Genomic DNA, 16,412 nt, shown 5'->3' with positions numbered 1-16,412 from the left:
GTGATTTTCTGTGGCGGTTTCATTCACTTCCGTATTGTGAGATTGATAACGTTTAACGGTGTATTTTGATACCAGCAATAAGGCTTTCATCACCCGAGCAATGTAACGGCGTGACACCCAAATATTCTCTTTTTGTAAATCAAAACGAATTCGTCTTGTACCATAAGACTGATAGCTCTGATTAAATAGCGTCACGATTTTATCGGCATAAAGCCCTACTGATTTTTGTCTATTCAATTTACACTGATAATAAGCATAATATCTTGATAATCCTAAATATTGACATAGCTTTGTTATGCTATAACGATGTCGATTTGCTTTTAGGATAGCGATTTTCGCCCTATTATCAGTGCTGCTTGCTTTAGAATATCGTTTTCCATACGCAGCTGTTTAAGCTTTTTACGCAACGCGATTAACTCTTGTTCTTGTGGACTGCGATTATCTTTTGTTTTAAATGAGCCACTTTGGCTTGATTGCGTTATCCAACGGTCCAATTCTGATGATGTCAAATCATATTCTGCAACGATTTCACTACGTGATTTACCATGTTGATAAAGACTGACCATTTGCTGTTTAAAATCATCTGTGAATGTTCGTCTTTTGCGTTTAATCTTATTCATATTTGTTCCTTTTTTAGTTGTGATAAGTTTACCTTACCCCTTAAAAAAGTTGTATGAATTAGTGTAGCCGATCCAAATAATGACTACACACGAACTAAAAATTAAATCAAAGTATTTTATGGACGTTGCTCGATGTCAGAAAAAAGCCGAAATACGTTTCAACGACCGTAATTACAAAGTCGGTGATATTCTGAATTTGTATGAAATTGACAAGAGCGGTAATCGTACAGGTCGTAAATGTAGCGTTATCATCTCTCACATTTTAGATGATGCAGAGTATTTGAGAGATGGATATGTGATGTTGAGTATCGAACTAATATCTAGATTTGTATAGAAGGATAAGGAGAATAATTATGACTAAAAAAGCTACAGTAACTGTTTCATGTGATTTATTAAATGAATTGCTATGTGCTCAAAATAAAATTATTGTTAATTATAAAATAAATAAAGGTAAACATATTTATTGTGGTCGCTGGAACGAAGAAATTAATGATTTAATTGAAACGTACAATCAAGTCGCAGAAATACTTAATATTGAAAAAATGAAGTTGATTCCAAATAATTGAATAAACACAGCAAATTACTAAGTTTTATTTGTTGATGAGAGATGAGAAAAGATTATAGGAGTAAATAATGTTAAATAATCTAACAATTGAAGACCCAAGATACAGCAAAGCGCAAGTTTGCTCATATTTGGGCGAGCTAGATCAAACCACGTTAGACAAATGGGTGGCGAAAGGAGAATTTCCAAGGCCCGATTTATATTTAGGTAGACATCCGCGTTGGAAGCTGTCTACCATCAACGCTTATCTTGCCCAAAAAGAACAAGAATATCAATCATGCGGTTAGGCTATCTATATAGTCCGCATACCATTGCATCATCTCACGACGCCCTTCCAAATATTGTGCGTGATTGTAAATACCACGCACATTCCCTTCTTCGTGATTTAATTGTTTTTCTATCCAGTCACGATTAAAACCATGCTCATTTAACACACTTGAAAACTGATGCCTAAAGCCGTGCCCAGTTGCGCGGTTAGCAAATCCCAATCGTTTTATTAAACCTAAAATAGCACCGTTAGACATGTGTTTTGAACTGCTATTTCTACCAGAAAAAACATATTCTCCCCGCCCTGTAATTGGTTGTAAAAATTTCAGAATATTAATAGCTTGATTAGATAGCGGTACCACGTGAACCCTTGATTTTTTCATTGATTCTTTTGGTAGAATTATGTATCGTTTATCCAGATCTACATATTCCCATTTACAGCTCAATAATTCCATGGTCCTGACAGCAGTCAATATTAATAATTCTGTAGCATAACGAACTAAAATATTACCCGAATACGATTGTAACGCTTTCATAAATTCACGCATATCATCTTCCATTAAAAACGCATAGTTTTCTGGTGTATGTGTGACCATAGCTTTAGCTAATTCACGCGCGGGGTTGTTTTCAGCTCTTTCGGTAATAATTGCATATTGAAAAACCTCAGTACATCGTTGACGCATCTTTTTTGCAATTTCCAATGCGCCTCTATTTTCTATTTGTTTTAAACAGTTTAGCATTTCTAGAGGCTTGATTTGCGCAATATCCATATCGCCAACGAACGGGAATATATCTCTTTCAAAATACCGAATAATCATTTCTCTGGTATTGATAGACCAATTCCGTTTTTTTGTATCAAACCATTCAAGGGTTATTTTTTTAAAAGTATTTCCTTGCGCGATATTAGCAAGTAAAGTTTTTCTTTTTCGCTCAACAGCAGGATCTTTGCCGTAAGCAAGCATCTGCCGAGCTAATTCTTTTTCGTTGCGTGCATCAGATAAACTAATATACGGATACTTACCGATCGTTAGCGTTTTTCTTTTGCCGTTGAACTGATAATCATAGCGCCAAGATTTAGTTCCTGTAGGTGTGATGTATAGATATAGGCTTTCAAAGTCTGGCAACTTGTACGGTTTTTCTTTTGGTTTTGCTGATTCAATGGTTTTTACAGTTAGCATAATTACGGTATTTTTGGTCACGGTATTAAAATATACCGTAAATATACCGTTTAAATGTTTGCGTTGTCAATCGTTTAGAATCGTGTTTAGTCGTGTCGAAATGCCTTAAAACACTGTTAAAATAAGGCTTAAATCGTAGAATATCGTTTTTAATCTTGTTTGCGATCTCGACCCCAGCAGGAATCGAACCTGCAACTAGCCCTTAGGAGGGGCTTGTTATATCCATTTAACTATGAGGTCATAGGGACGCTCATTTTAATAAATTTATAAAGATAATGCTATTTAAATAACGAAAAATTTTTTATTTTGAGTAATCATGATACAATTACACCATATTTAATTTTATCAGTTTTAAGCGAAGATATTATGAAAAAACGAATAGTTGGTATGATGTTTTCTGTGATGGCCCTAACTAGTTGTGCCACTTATCAGACCGAAACTAACTCTTATACTGATCCATTATCTGGCTTTAACAAAACCATGTTTGATGTTAACTACTATGCGCTTGATCCTTATGTCTTGCGCCCTGCTGCAGTCGCTTGGAAAGATTATGTCCCAACTCCTGTTCGTACGGGTGTGGTTAACTTTTCATCTAACCTTTCTGAACCCGCTTCGATGGTGAATAATTTATTACAAGGTGATGTTCATAAAGCAGGCACACATTTAGCACGGTTCTTTTTAAATACTGTTTTTGGTTTTGCTGGTTTAATGGATGTTGCTAGTATGTCTGATCCTCAATTACAAAAGGGTGGTAAACGAAGTTTTGGTGATGTTTTAGGTCATTACGATGTACCTTATGGCCCTTATGTTGTACTACCGTTTTATGGATCTGCAACGTTAAGAAACGAAGGTGGTCACGTAGTTGACACTCTTTACCCACCGCTTGTTTGGTTGGACTGGCAATGGGCATTAGTGCGTGGTGTGTTTGACGGTGTTGAAGCGCGTGCTGTTGCGATCGAATATGAAGATTTAATTAAAAATAGCGATGATCCTTACAACTTTATGCGTAATGCCTACTTCCAACGTAATGACTTTGTTGCATCGGGCGGTAAAGTCGATGAAAGTAAACAGCAACAACGTGAAGAAACAATTAATGATTTTATTAATGATATCGATTCACAATAACTTTTTAAATCAAATAAAAACAAACCGCTAATAATTGGCGGTTTTTTTATTTGTGTTGATGCTATTTTATTCATCAAATAGAAAGCATATCACTTACTTGTGAATAGCGTTGACTATATTTTTTTGATTTTTTAGTTTTTTTACTTAAACACTATACACTCCTGAAACTTTTTGACAAAAATGGTACTGCTTTGTTTATTTAGATAAATTGTGTAATAATTATCATATCAATCAAAAATTTACCGAACTCACCTGCAATAAGCGAATGCAAAAGCCAAAGCGTGATACAAAATTTGAATTTGGGTGTGACATAAGCAGCCGATATTTAGCAACTCAAAAGCGAGAAAACAAAAGCTTAAACGCTTTATACATTTTTATAATACAGTTACCGCATAAAGCGATTTTAGGGAAAAAACCTTATGCTTTTTTAGAAGGCTATTTTAATCATAAAGTGTAAACAATACGACGTTTCCTTACATATAAGTCATTTTAATTAAAGGTTTATTTTAATACTGGCCTCATTTCTGGCAGATAATGCCAAAATCGACTTGGCATCTGTTGCCGTTGTAATTTAGGATTGATACGTTCTTTGATAGTTAACGCATTGCAATAGCGTTGCCACATGGTTTGAAATAATGCTTCTTCTTTAGTTAGATACTGCTGATTAACTTGGCTGTGAATAATCAAATCATCCTTATTAACAAGCGAAACAGGCTCAATAGTGTGTAAATTATAAAAATAACCATATTCACGCTTTTCGTCATATATCGCCCATTTTTGATCGGCAAAACGCGCTTTAAAAAATCTGAGGACTAATGGTAATACATTATAAATAGGAGCGATAACCGAAAAATACACTTTATCATTATTATTATTATCATTGTTATCATGATGCTCAAACTCGCTGTTAAGTGGATGACTAATAGCATTAAAACGTACAAATTGCATCACTCGATGTCGTTCTCGGCTTACTTTTTTTGCAATATCATGCACAGTTAACACGTCGTGATCAGCAAAATCGGTTTCGATTGATTGAGATGATTTAAAAACCTTACAAATATAACGAAAAACAGTCAAATCGCTTTCGGGTAATTCTGATAGCCACACATACATTAAATGGCGAAGTGCTATTTTGCTGACCTTTTTAATTAATGCCACACGTACTCGCTCATATTTTAGCTCACTAAATTCAACATGATGCCTGTCAGATACTAACAACGGCTCAATTTGCTGTGCCGTTAACAAACATTCTGGCATTTTTTTTAGTTTAAACGCATCAAAAACTGCACAAAGCAGGCTTTCAAAGCTTTTATCGTAATAAAACGCTAACATACTTTACCACCCCATCACCAATTGCTCAGGAGCATTATTTTGCTTATCTTCTAATAAAGATCGTTTTTGTAAAGGCGGTTCTTGCAAAGTAAGCCGAATATATTCGGCTGAAGAATCAAGCAATTTAAATTTTTTCATTTCATGACACACAACAAAAAACTTCGCTCGCTTTAAAACCACCCCAATACGCTTAAGTGCCTCAAAAGTGAGTTTACGGTGACGCCTTGCCATCACAATTAACTTTGCTGATTTAACCCCTATACCTGGCACACGCAAAATTTTTTGATAACTATCACGGTTAACATCAACAGGAAAATACTGTGGATTGCGAATTGCCCAAGCCAGCTTAGGATCAACTGTTAAATCAAGATCAGGATGCTGATCGTTCACAATTTCATCGACATTAAAATCATAAAAACGTAATAACCAATCTGCTTGGTATAAACGGTTTTCACGCATTCTGGGTACATCTTGAACAACGGGCAAACGTTTATCGTAGCCATTTACAGGAATAAATCCCGAATAATAAACTCGTTTCATACTTGGTCTTTTATAGAGCTTAGAGGTTAATTGCAAAATTTGCTTATCTGACTCATCTGTCGCACCTATAATCACTTGCGTACTTTGCCCAGCGGGTACAAATTTAGGGGTAGATCGAAATTTTTTGCGATCTTCGATATTTTCCAGCAGATTTTGATGAATTTGGCGCATTGGTTGATAAATGCTTTGATGATCTTTATCGGGCGCTAATAATTTAAGATTTTCTTCGGTTGGAATTTCTAAATTAACACTCATCCTATCAACCAATAAACCTGCTTGATCAATAAGTTCATTACTTGCACCAGGGATCGCTTTCATATGAATATAACCATTGAAACCATGCTCATTACGCAAGATTTTTACCACTCTGATCATCTTTTCCATCGTATGATCAGGGCTTCTTACAATGCCTGAACTAATAAACAAACCTTCAATATAATTGCGACGATAAAATTCGATGGTCAAATCGGCCAGCTCTCTTGGTGTAAAGCCTGCTCTTGGTATGTCGTTACTTTGTCGATTAATACAATAAGCGCAATCAAACATACAATAATTAGTCAGCATAATTTTAAGTAACGAAACACACCTTCCATCAGCAGTAAATGTATGGCATATTCCAGATTTATGCGCATTACCAATACCTTTACTTTTGTTACTTCTTGACGCACCACTTGACGAACAAGAGATATCATATTTCGCCGATTCAGCTAATATTTCAAGCTTCGTTATCATTTTTTCATTCATATTAAAACCATCAACAAACTGTATATATATACAGCATTATAGCAATCTTATTATTGGATGCAACCAAAACCATGCACTTTTCTACCCAATAACAAAACAAATATTCTATTTTTACTAAAAAACAACAAGCTAAAATTTTATTTAAAATAAAAAAAGAGCTAAGGTATTGTTCAGCTTACAAGCGTACGCTATAATCAACACACTTTAAGTATGAAGCCAAATAACTTAGGAGCTAAATAGTAAATGAAACGTGTTGTAATTACAGGGTTAGGAATTCTTTCAAGTATTGGGAATAATACTAAAGAAGTTTTAGAATCACTAAAAATAGGTCGTAGCGGTATTACTTTTTCCCAAGAAATGAAAGATAGCGGAATGCGTAGCCATGTATGCGGAAATGTCAAACTCGACACAACCGGACTGATTGATCGTAAAATTGTTCGCTTCATGAATGATGCTTCTATTTATGGTTATTTAGCTTTACAACAAGCAATTGAGGATGCCAAATTAACACCAGAACAAGTTTCTAACCCTCGTACTGGGTTAATTGCTGGTTATGGTGGTTCAACCAAGACGCAATATAATGTTGTTGCTGGAATGAAAGAAAAGGGATTACGTGGTGTGGGACCTTATGCGGTAACCAAATCAATGTCATCAGCGATTTCAGCCTGTTTAGCAACGCCATTTAAAATTAAAGGTATTAGCTACTCAATGACATCAGCTTGTGCAACATCAGTTCACTGTATTGGGCATGCAGCAGAGCTAATTCAACTTGGTAAACAAGACATTGTATTTGCAGGTGGTGGTGAAGAGCTTTGTTGGGAAATGTCATGCGAATTTGACGCCATGGGGGCTTTATCAACCAAATATAATGACAACCCAGAAAAGGCATCACGCGCTTATGACAAAAACCGCGATGGTTTTGTTATTGCTGGCGGTGCTGGGATGGTTGTGGTTGAAGAATTAGAACACGCGCTTGCTCGTGGTGCTCACATTTATGGTGAACTAGTTGGCTATGGCGCAACATCAGACGGTCATGACATGGTTGCCCCATCGGGTGAAGGCGCAATGCGCTGTATGCAACTTGCTATCCAAGATTTAGATGTTCCTGTTGATTATATCAATACTCACGGCACATCAACCCCAGTGGGTGATGTCAAAGAATTATGGGCAATTAAACAAGTATTTGGTGATAATATTCCCGCTATTTCATCAACTAAATCAATGACGGGTCACTCACTAAGTGCAACTGGTGCACAAGAACTTATCTATTCACTATTAATGTTAGAGCATGGCTTTATTACCCCAAGCATTAATATTGATGAATTAGATGAAGCTGCAATTGGCATGAATATTATTACTGAACCAACCGAGCGTGAACTAACAACAGTCATGTCAAATAGTTTCGGTTTTGGTGGTACTAATGCCTCAATTGTCATGAAAAAATACAAAGCCTAGTAAGTCGGTTTTCAATTGATATTACTTATGAAAATGTTCCATTTAAAATGGTGCAACTTACTGACAAACCTCGATATTATTCGGGGTTTATTTTTATATTAATCAACTAAGCAAGCATTAAAACGGATATTTTTCTTGACCTGCAAAAAATCTTTTGTCGAGATATAATTATAAGATGTAAGAATTATTCTCACTATTTATACTTTAAAATTCCTGCAAATAAAAATAGTTTTAAGTTTGATACAAATAATCTTAATAAACAAAGAAAAACGATATAATAGATATAGCATGATATGAAAAAAGCAGATTACATAACAAGAGAAGGCTACTTAGCGCTTGATCGTGAACTAAAATATTTATGGAAAGAGGAAAGACCTAAAGTTACTCAAGCAGTATCAGATGCTGCAGCTTTAGGGGATCGTAGTGAAAATGCGGAATATATCTACGGTAAACGCCGATTACGAGAAATCGATAGACGAGTACGCTTTTTAACCAAACGATTAGAATCACTGGTCATTGTCGATCCAGATCCAAGGCAAGAAGGAAAAGTGTTTTTTGGTGCTTGGATAAAATTAGAGGATGAAAATGGCAATTTGCGTATCTATCGTATTGTTGGAGCTGACGAGTTTGATCCTAAAAAAAATTGGATATCAATAAATAGTCCTGTAGCCAGAGCTTTAATTGGACATAAAATTGATGATGAAATAGTCGTTATGACGCCTAATGGAAAAGTTTATTATTCTATTGTAGAAATTAGTTATACAGAATTAAAAGTTTAAATGTAGGAAAACGCCGAGTTGTTTACACTTCATGACTAAAATAATCCTCTAAAAACGCATAAGGCGTTTTTTCTGAAATCACTTTACAAGTATTTAAGTTTTTGTTTTTTATCTTTCTAATCGCTAAATATTTGCTGAAAATATCACGCCTCAACTCAAAATTCGTATCACCCTTTCGGCTTTTTCATTAGTTTATGGGCAGGTAATTTTTGCTTGATATACCCGTTATCACACAGTTTATCTAAATAAATCAAGATAATATATTTTTTGTTAAAAAGTTTCAGGAGTGCACTACGTTTATGTATAAAAGTTTTAAAAATCAAAAAGATACTATCAAGCAAATATTCTCTAGTTTGCTGCATCGTTTCATTTTTAAGTAAAGGTAAACCTTTGGTATTTCGCTCAGAGAGGTTTTATTATCGCGTTTAGCTTACCGTCTTAATTTATCTTCAATCGGGCTTTTTTAGTACGTCATAAATTGTAGGACAACTGACCATAAAGCGTTTAGCCAAATTGGTGACTGTTATTTTTCTTTTTGATATCAGCGCTCTATCGCTTGTCTGTGATAAGGCGTTAGTTTTGTTTTTTTATGGATATTTATTACAGTATTTCTCAATATTATTGTAAACAACGCGAAGAATTTCTACATGCAACGCTAGGAAATCCTACAGACTATGCACGTAGAAAATTATTTTTATACTAGCCTTTCCTTAAATAAAAGCACCAACTACTTATTATCTAAAATCATCAAAAAAATTTGCATCAATAACGTTATAACCTATAAAAGTTTTGATAAGCATAAAAAATATTGACTGTTCAAAAAAAATACGTATTTTAATTATATAGATTACCTTATGATTTATTTTAGAAAACCAAAATTATTGACAAAAAACAAGGGTTAAGCTATGAGTATAATAGATCAATTAGCCAGTCATGTTGATTTGCTTGCCAAAACTAAATCACTTAATCGTTACTCACTTTCTATAGATGGGCTTGAGGTTACAACAGAAATTTCGGTTTTATCACTTGAAGGCAAAGAACAATTAAATCAACCTTGGAAATATACCATCAATTTTACGAGCCAAAATAAACAGATTTTAATTGATTCGGTACTTAGCCAAAAAGCATCATTGACTTTTCATCCCAATTCCTTACCAATTACACTCACCCAAATAAGCTCACTGGATATTGAAGATAAACCCCGCACACTCTATGGGGTGATTACTGAATTTAGTTTTGTCTCAATGAGTGAAGACCAAGCTCACTACCGTGTTGTGCTTGAACCTAGGCTGGCATTACTTGCTAACTATTACCAAAGCGCAATTTTCCAAAATAAAAGTGTGATTGAAGTTGTAGAAGAAATCCTACGTAATCATGATTTTATTGGAATTGATTTTCGAATAGAGTTAAATGAAACCTACCCTGCTCGTGAGTTTATTACCCAATGGCAAGAAAGTGATTTAGCTTTTATCCAACGTTTATTGGCTGATGTTGGTATCTGGTTTTATTTTGAAACGCATCCAAAACATCACCGTGATGTTATTGTCATCAGTGATTATGAACAAGGCTTAAAAAAGGCAAATAATATTGTAATTAAACAGCCAAGTGGTTTAAATGATAGTTACCGCCATAGCGTATGGGATTTACAATTTAGCAGTAAAACTAAACCGAATCAGGTTAGTGTTAATGATTACAATTACCGCATTGCAAATAACGGTCTTCATATGACAGACAATAGTCAGCCCAAGGACATAACAACACGAGGCAATGAATATCGCTATGAGGAACACTACAAAACAGAAGGAGATATACGAACAGTTGAAAGCGGTAAATGGTATGCTCGTATCCGCCATCAACAACATATTAGCGAACAATTGATTATTTATGGTGAATGTAATGATTACCAATTAATGCCAGGGCAACATATTATTATTGAAGCATGCCCAATTAAAGATATTAAAGACGGCATTATCATTATATCAACACATTGTCAGGCAGATCGAACACAATCATACCATACCCATTTTACAGCTATACCATTTAATGTCATCAAACCTTATCGCCCAGAACCATTACCTTGGCCACAGGCTATCGGAACGTTACCTGCAAGAGTAACAAGCCCTGATTATGACATTTATGGTTATCTTGATACTCAAGGGCGTTACCGTGTTAAATTTAACTTTGACTTAAAAAAATGGAAAAATGGTGAAGAAAGTTTATGGATAAGATTAGCCAAACCCTACGCAGGAAATAATTATGGTTTTCATTTTCCACTAATTGATGGTACCGAAGTTGCCATTGCCTTTATGAACGGCAATCCGGACCGGCCATATATCGCCCACGCTATGCATGACAGTGCTCACCCAGACCATGTTTCGCTCATTAACAAACACCGCAATGTAATTCGAACACCCGCCAATAACAAATTGAGAATGGATGATAAGCGCGGGCAAGAGCATATTAAACTTGCCACCGAATACGGTAAAACACAACTCAATCTAGGGCATTTAGTTGATAATAAAAAAATTAAGCGCGGTGAAGGCTTTGAACTACGTACCGATGAGTGGGGGGTAATACGAGCGGGTAAAGGGGTTTATTTGACATCATATAAACGAGAGGGCAACCAAGGTGTTAAAAAGGCCAGTTTAGATGGTGATGAAACAGCAACATTATTAAAAACAGGCTTGAGTGTATCTAATCGCCTATCTAAACGTTCAGATAGTCACCGAGCGGGTAAATTGGAAGGCACGGATAGCTTTAATCTGTTTGTGAGTTATACCGCAACAAAAATTGATGATAATTTATCATTTACTCAGCCAAGTATGGTGTTATCTAGTCCAAAAGGTATAGCAGCAGTCACTCCTGATAGTATTTATCAATTTGCTGAACAAAATATTTTGTTAACTAGCAAACATGATACGAATATTGCCGCCAATAATTCAGTGCATATTAGCGCAACTAAAGATTATTCCGTTTTTGCCAAAGAAAATATTAAATTATTTAGCGGTGAAGCTAAAGTCCAACTGCAAGCCCATAATGGCGATATAGAGGTAATAGCCGACAAATCACTCAAAATAGTCAGCAACGACGATAAAATTAATATTAATGCTAAAAAAGAGATAACCATTGCATGTGGTGGTGCTTATATCCGTATTGCCGATGGCAATATTGAACTTTATGCACCAGGTATAATTAAACATGGCGCACAAGCCTTTCCATACTCTGGCCCACAAAAAATGTTACCAACACTTTATTCATTCCCAAAACAGCAACCACAAGCACCTTATGTTAAACAATTTGTATTGGTTGAAGAGGGAACCGGCAAACCGATTATGAATAGAGAATATCAAATCGTAAATAAAGATAATCAAGTAATTGCCGAAGGCAAAACCGATGCACAAGGTAAAGCGCAAATTGTAACATCAGGATATGAAGAAGATAACGTTATTTTTAAATATAAATAATTAATGGAGAAAATATTTATGAGTGATTGGGGCAACTTAGGTACTGCTATTATGGGGAATACTGTTCCTTATGATCCTAATAATCCTTGTACTTCGTATAAATATGTAAAAGCAGGTTATAGAGAACTTGATTGGATTCGAATATGTAGAATTCCATTAGCTTTTTTTGGGAAAAATGGTGCTTTTCCTGGTCATTATTGGATTGAAATTATCCATGATAATGAAGATATTATTGATAAACATATAAAGGTAGCTAGAGAAGAATATAAGACCGAAGCAGAAATAATTAGTTTAGGAAATGTTAAATCTGCTAATGGTTTTAGAGAAAGTTATGGATGGTATCCTGTTGATTTTCCTGTGACAATAACTCCTAATGAAGACCCTAAGACAACCGCTAATGTTCCTATCAAATTGATTGAATTTAAAGAAGCTGGGACTTTAAATGGTGATTCAACGGTAAGGCGAAAAAAAGACGAATCTGAATTTCTTATTCATATAACACCACGAGAAGCTGGAAGGAAAACAATGAATAATAACTTATCTATTTATGCTTTTGATCCTCATCAATGTTCACGATTTCATAAAGGTGAAATAAAAATGATGTCACACCCTTATTTACTCCCCAATGATAACAGAACGAAAGAAGATATTATTAAAGAAATTAGAGAATTTGCAAACTCATTTTACGATGAATATTCAAAAGAATGGAGTTGGTATAATGATGGCTATAATGAAGTCAATTGTCACACCTTTCTATTTTTATTATTAGGTCATGTTGGTTTAGCCGATCCAATTATTGCTGAAAATAAAGATGAACATTTTAAAAAATATTTTAAGAATGTGGAATCAAATTTGGATTATGTTAAACCAAATTATTATGTATCACTGAAAAAACTAAAAGAAAACTCAGAAAAACTTAAAGAAAATTATGAATATGGTGTTAATTGTTAACTATCTAAAAAGGTAGGTTTTATAGATGAAAAAAAATTTCCGAAACTTAATTTATTTTTTTATTTTATTGCCAAATGTATTTTATTCGACTTTAGGACTAACAATGCAAAAAGAAAATTTATCCGATGATATCATCATTAACCAATTAAAAGCACAAGGAATTCAGCCCCATATCACATACATTCACTCTGATTATAATTATAGTAAATACAAAAATTTTCCAACACAGCCATTTATCACTTTGGCTGAAGCAGAAAAAATAAACCCCAACTCTCCTGATAATATAATTCAAATTATTGAATTGGATGATAATTATCAATATAAAAGTATTCTTGTAAAAGGTAGAAATTTAATTGATATTTTATTTCCCACCGCCATGTTTGATGGATATCCGGATGGTGAACACTTCTTTACCTTGGACGAAAAGTATCAACTTCATCACTTAAACTCGGTTGAAGATGCATTAGCACAAGACTGTTATCTAAAGATAATCATCCAACAAGGTAAAGTGGTAAAAATGCAAAAACGCCCTTTGGCTTTTATAAATAAAACGATATTTTCATACTGGCCAAATGGCAATATACTGAAAAAAATTAGAGAAAAACTTGATTTAAATAATAATGCACTTGTTCGCTACGAAATTGAAAATGATCAAACTGGCAAGCGAATTAAAATGTTAGAACATAACCTAGTGACAAATTATACAGCGGTTATGACGTATTTATATACAAACGATGTTTATTCAATCATGGATATTTTTAATGAAAAGGGGGTTAAGGTTAACCATACCATTATTTATGATCAAAAAGGTAATGTTGAAAGCCAATATTTAGATGAATCAGGGAATATTGTAAAAACCACAAATTCTAAACCAGAAATTTTCTATGATCAGGATTTACCTCAACCCGCTATTTATCAATCTATTCCTATGGATTTTAAAAGGGCACATCATTTTCATATAAGTAATTTCATTCAACAAATGGCATTTAATAAAGATACCACAATAGCAGATCAAGAAGCCATCACTCGAGCCAAATTTTTAGGTATAAAACCGAACAGTAGTTATTACCACCCAACTCCATTTCCAAAATGGGTGGAAGAACGTTATAAAAATTACCCACATCAATTTGCAATGAGCTTATCTGAAGCTGAATTTCAGTATCCTAAAGAAGAGTATGTAGATTTAGTTAAAGTAACAGTAGGTGATAATTATCAATATCAAACAATTTCAATGGAAAAATGGCAACAAGTTCCGTTATCACTGCCTTTAGAACAATTCAAATCGTTAGAAAATGGTTCCTATTTTTTTAGCTTAGATGATAAAGGTCAATTAATCCCATTAGATGGCATTGAACAAGCTATTTCATTGCCTAGATACGTTCGAGTAAAAAAAGTAATGGGGAAAATTGATTCAATACTACAAAAAACGAGGATACAAAAGACGTTACAGCAGTATGAATATAAAGATAACAATCAAATGATTAAACAAATATTGAAAGTATTAGAAAGCCCTGTTATGCCATCAATAACCATAGAAACGATCTATGATGATATTGGTTTATATACAGTGTCGCAAACAATCAAAGATAATGAAAATAGAAAAATCGCAGTTTTTAGTAAAGTTCAGAAAGATAGGATTTATGGCGTAATAGAACGTTTTACCCCTGATGGTGTAAAAACCAATCATATTATTCGCTATTACGGTTATTATAGTGATGGTGTTGAAAATCAATATCTGGATGAAGAAGGCAATATCAAATTTACAACAAGCCATATTAAAAATAAAAATAATCCTCAACTTTACGATATGTTACCAGTTTATTCTGATGAATTTATTGGGCTAATGTTCAACAAATTTTTAGATAATAAATGAGTATCAATAAAAGATTAACATCCATTTATTTTTGCAAAATGTGAGGTATTATTTTTGACATTATTTAGAACAAAGGTAAACAAATAATAAAGCTCAGAAATATATGTAATATATTTATAAGGAGTAAAAATGGGTTTTGAGACTTGGACACCACCTCCTAGTTGGGTTGATGTAGTTGGAAGAACGGTTGCTAATTCACAAGATAATCTACGCAAACAAATTGTTATAGCTGGCCTTAAAGAGTTAACACGGATCCGAATTTGTCGCCTTCCAACCCTAATACTTGGTGGACGTATAGAATGGGATACAGAAACAGCGCCTGGTCACTATTGGATTGAAATAATTAATGATTTAAGCAAAATGGATGGCAGCGAAGGATTTATTGAAAGTTATGGGTGGTATCCAAAAGAACCCGCAACTTTCTTAAAAAATTTTACCGCTGATGGCTGTTTAAATAGTGATTGTAAATATTTTCGGGATAAGGATAATAATAGAAAAGGCGAAGGAGAAGGAAAGCCTGTTGAAGCAGGCCGAGCAATCATTAAAGAAGAAGATAAAATTTATTCTTTATATCCTTTTGATCCCCATCATAATGGAAGATATACCCTCCCTAATAGTGATAAAGGTGAAGTTAATCATCCTTATCTTTTTGTCAATGATCCTCGAACCGAAGAAGACGTCATTGAAGAGATAAGAAACTTTGCAATAAGTCATATTTCTGAAGAAGAAAATAAAGCAGTAAAAAAATGGTCTTATGCATTTGAGCGTTACACAGAATATAACTGTCATACTTTTCTATTTAATTTATTATATGAGGCAAATTTGGCAGATAGATATATTTTAAAAGATGTACATTTTATGAGGTTTTTAGCCTCAGCTAGTGATTACAAAGATGAATATTGGATCGGCTACACTAATTCATACAACTTTTTTAAGGGGTAAGGTAAACTTATCACAACTAAAAAAGGAACAAATATGAATAAGATTAAACGCAAAAGACGAACATTCACAGATGATTTTAAACACCAAATGGTCAGTCTTTATCAACATGGTAAATCACGTAGTGAAATCGTTGCCGAATATGATTTGACACCATCAGCTTTGGACCGTTGGATAACGCAATCAAGCCAAAGTGGCTCATTTAAAACAAAAGATAATCGCAGTCCACAAGAACAAGAGCTAATCGCGTTGCGTAAAGAGCTTAAACAACTCCGCATGGAAAACGATATTCTAAAGCAAGCAGCACTGATAATAGGGCGAAAATCGCTATCCTAAAAGCAAATCGACATCGTTATAGCATAACAAAGCTATGTCAATATTTAGGATTATCAAGATATTATGCTTATTATCAGTGTAAATTGAATAGACAAAAATCAGTAGGGCTTTATGCCGATAAAATCGTGACGCTATTTAATCAGAGCTATCAGTCTTATGGTACAAGACGAATTCGTTTTGATTTACAAAAAGAGAATATTTGGGTGTCACGCCGTTACATTGCTCGGGTGATGAAAGCCTTATTGCT

Annotated in this window: 17 protein-coding genes and 1 tRNA gene; 12 read left to right on the top strand and 6 right to left on the bottom strand. The window is 34.2% G+C overall.

All coding sequences use genetic code 11. The annotated features are described in order from the left end of the window. A partial coding sequence (locus tag A9G35_RS08855; RefSeq protein WP_141673774.1) for an IS3 family transposase occupies nt 1–237 on the bottom strand: 237 nt, incomplete at its 3' end. 83 nt (nt 238–320) lie between these two features. Then, the gene (locus tag A9G35_RS08850; protein ID WP_065636537.1) at nt 321–620 is read right to left on the bottom strand and encodes an IS3 family transposase; all 300 of its coding nucleotides are present in this window, start codon (nt 618–620) and stop codon (nt 321–323) included. Nucleotides 621–699: 79 nt separating this feature from the next. On the opposite strand from A9G35_RS08850, the gene A9G35_RS14170 reads away from it, so the two are divergent. The 3 genes from A9G35_RS14170 (at nt 700) to A9G35_RS08835 (ending at nt 1,469) form a co-directional block, all read left to right on the top strand. After that, nucleotides 700–954 carry a DUF3850 domain-containing protein gene (locus tag A9G35_RS14170; protein ID WP_065636536.1) on the top strand — a complete coding sequence of 85 codons (255 nt, stop codon included), beginning with the start codon at nt 700–702 and terminating at the stop codon, nt 952–954. A gap of 19 nt (nt 955–973) precedes the next feature. After that, the gene (locus A9G35_RS08840; RefSeq protein ID WP_065636535.1) at nt 974–1,186 is read left to right on the top strand and encodes a hypothetical protein; all 213 of its coding nucleotides are present in this window, start codon (nt 974–976) and stop codon (nt 1,184–1,186) included. Between the two features lie 67 nt (nt 1,187–1,253). Beyond that, the gene (locus tag A9G35_RS08835; protein ID WP_065636534.1) at nt 1,254–1,469 is read left to right on the top strand and encodes a helix-turn-helix transcriptional regulator; all 216 of its coding nucleotides are present in this window, start codon (nt 1,254–1,256) and stop codon (nt 1,467–1,469) included. On the opposite strand, the gene A9G35_RS08830 is transcribed toward A9G35_RS08835, so the two are convergent. After that, the gene (locus A9G35_RS08830; protein WP_218057247.1) at nt 1,458–2,627 is read right to left on the bottom strand and encodes a tyrosine-type recombinase/integrase; all 1,170 of its coding nucleotides are present in this window, start codon (nt 2,625–2,627) and stop codon (nt 1,458–1,460) included. The two genes, A9G35_RS08835 and A9G35_RS08830, sit on opposite strands and share 12 nt — an antisense overlap. A 168-nt stretch (nt 2,628–2,795) precedes the next feature. Continuing rightward, nucleotides 2,796–2,867 (bottom strand) — tRNA-Arg (locus A9G35_RS08825). Between the two features lie 126 nt (nt 2,868–2,993). Between A9G35_RS08825 and A9G35_RS08820 the strand changes: the two genes are divergently transcribed. Next, nucleotides 2,994–3,752: an MlaA family lipoprotein gene (locus A9G35_RS08820; RefSeq protein WP_065636539.1), complete on the top strand. Its 759-nt coding sequence runs from the start codon at nt 2,994–2,996 to the stop codon at nt 3,750–3,752. A 501-nt stretch (nt 3,753–4,253) separates the two neighbouring features. On the opposite strand, the gene A9G35_RS08810 is transcribed toward A9G35_RS08820, so the two are convergent. Next, nucleotides 4,254–5,084, bottom strand: coding sequence for a TIGR03915 family putative DNA repair protein (locus tag A9G35_RS08810; protein WP_065636532.1), 831 nt, complete (start codon nt 5,082–5,084; stop codon nt 4,254–4,256). Nucleotides 5,085–5,087: 3 nt separating this feature from the next. Then, a complete protein-coding gene (locus tag A9G35_RS08805) occupies nt 5,088–6,368 on the bottom strand; it encodes a putative DNA modification/repair radical SAM protein (RefSeq protein WP_065636531.1) in 1,281 nt (426 codons plus the stop codon). A gap of 243 nt (nt 6,369–6,611) precedes the next feature. Between A9G35_RS08805 and fabB the strand changes: the two genes are divergently transcribed. The 8 genes from fabB to A9G35_RS14165 all read left to right on the top strand — a co-directional run. Further along, entirely contained in the window at nt 6,612–7,823 is a 1,212-nt protein-coding gene (fabB, locus tag A9G35_RS08800; protein ID WP_065636530.1) for a beta-ketoacyl-ACP synthase I, read from the top strand. Between the two features lie 293 nt (nt 7,824–8,116). Next, complete coding sequence (greB, locus tag A9G35_RS08795) at nt 8,117–8,602, top strand: transcription elongation factor GreB (protein WP_065636529.1); 486 nt, start codon at nt 8,117–8,119, stop codon at nt 8,600–8,602. 905 nt (nt 8,603–9,507) lie between these two features. Next, nucleotides 9,508–12,066, top strand: a complete 2,559-nt coding sequence (vgrG, locus tag A9G35_RS08785) for a type VI secretion system Vgr family protein (protein ID WP_081300180.1) — start codon at nt 9,508–9,510, stop codon at nt 12,064–12,066. 18 nt (nt 12,067–12,084) lie between these two features. Further along, a complete protein-coding gene (locus A9G35_RS08780; protein ID WP_065636527.1) occupies nt 12,085–13,017 on the top strand; it encodes a hypothetical protein in 933 nt (310 codons plus the stop codon). A gap of 103 nt (nt 13,018–13,120) precedes the next feature. Further along, a complete protein-coding gene (locus A9G35_RS08775) occupies nt 13,121–14,890 on the top strand; it encodes a hypothetical protein (protein WP_141673846.1) in 1,770 nt (589 codons plus the stop codon). 129 nt (nt 14,891–15,019) lie between these two features. Then, nucleotides 15,020–15,832, top strand: coding sequence for a hypothetical protein (locus A9G35_RS08770; RefSeq protein ID WP_065636525.1), 813 nt, complete (start codon nt 15,020–15,022; stop codon nt 15,830–15,832). Nucleotides 15,833–15,865: 33 nt separating this feature from the next. Then, nucleotides 15,866–16,165, top strand: a complete 300-nt coding sequence (locus tag A9G35_RS08765; RefSeq protein WP_065585449.1) for a transposase — start codon at nt 15,866–15,868, stop codon at nt 16,163–16,165. 125 nt (nt 16,166–16,290) lie between these two features. Then, nucleotides 16,291–16,412 (top strand): IS3 family transposase (locus tag A9G35_RS14165; RefSeq protein WP_442903167.1); only part of this gene is annotated, 122 nt, incomplete at its 3' end.

This window comes from Gilliamella sp. Choc5-1 (genome assembly GCF_001690595.1).
In the GTDB taxonomy this organism is placed as follows: Bacteria; Pseudomonadota; Gammaproteobacteria; order Enterobacterales; family Orbaceae; genus Gilliamella; species Gilliamella apicola_M.
This window is presented reverse-complemented; position numbering and strand designations above follow the sequence as displayed.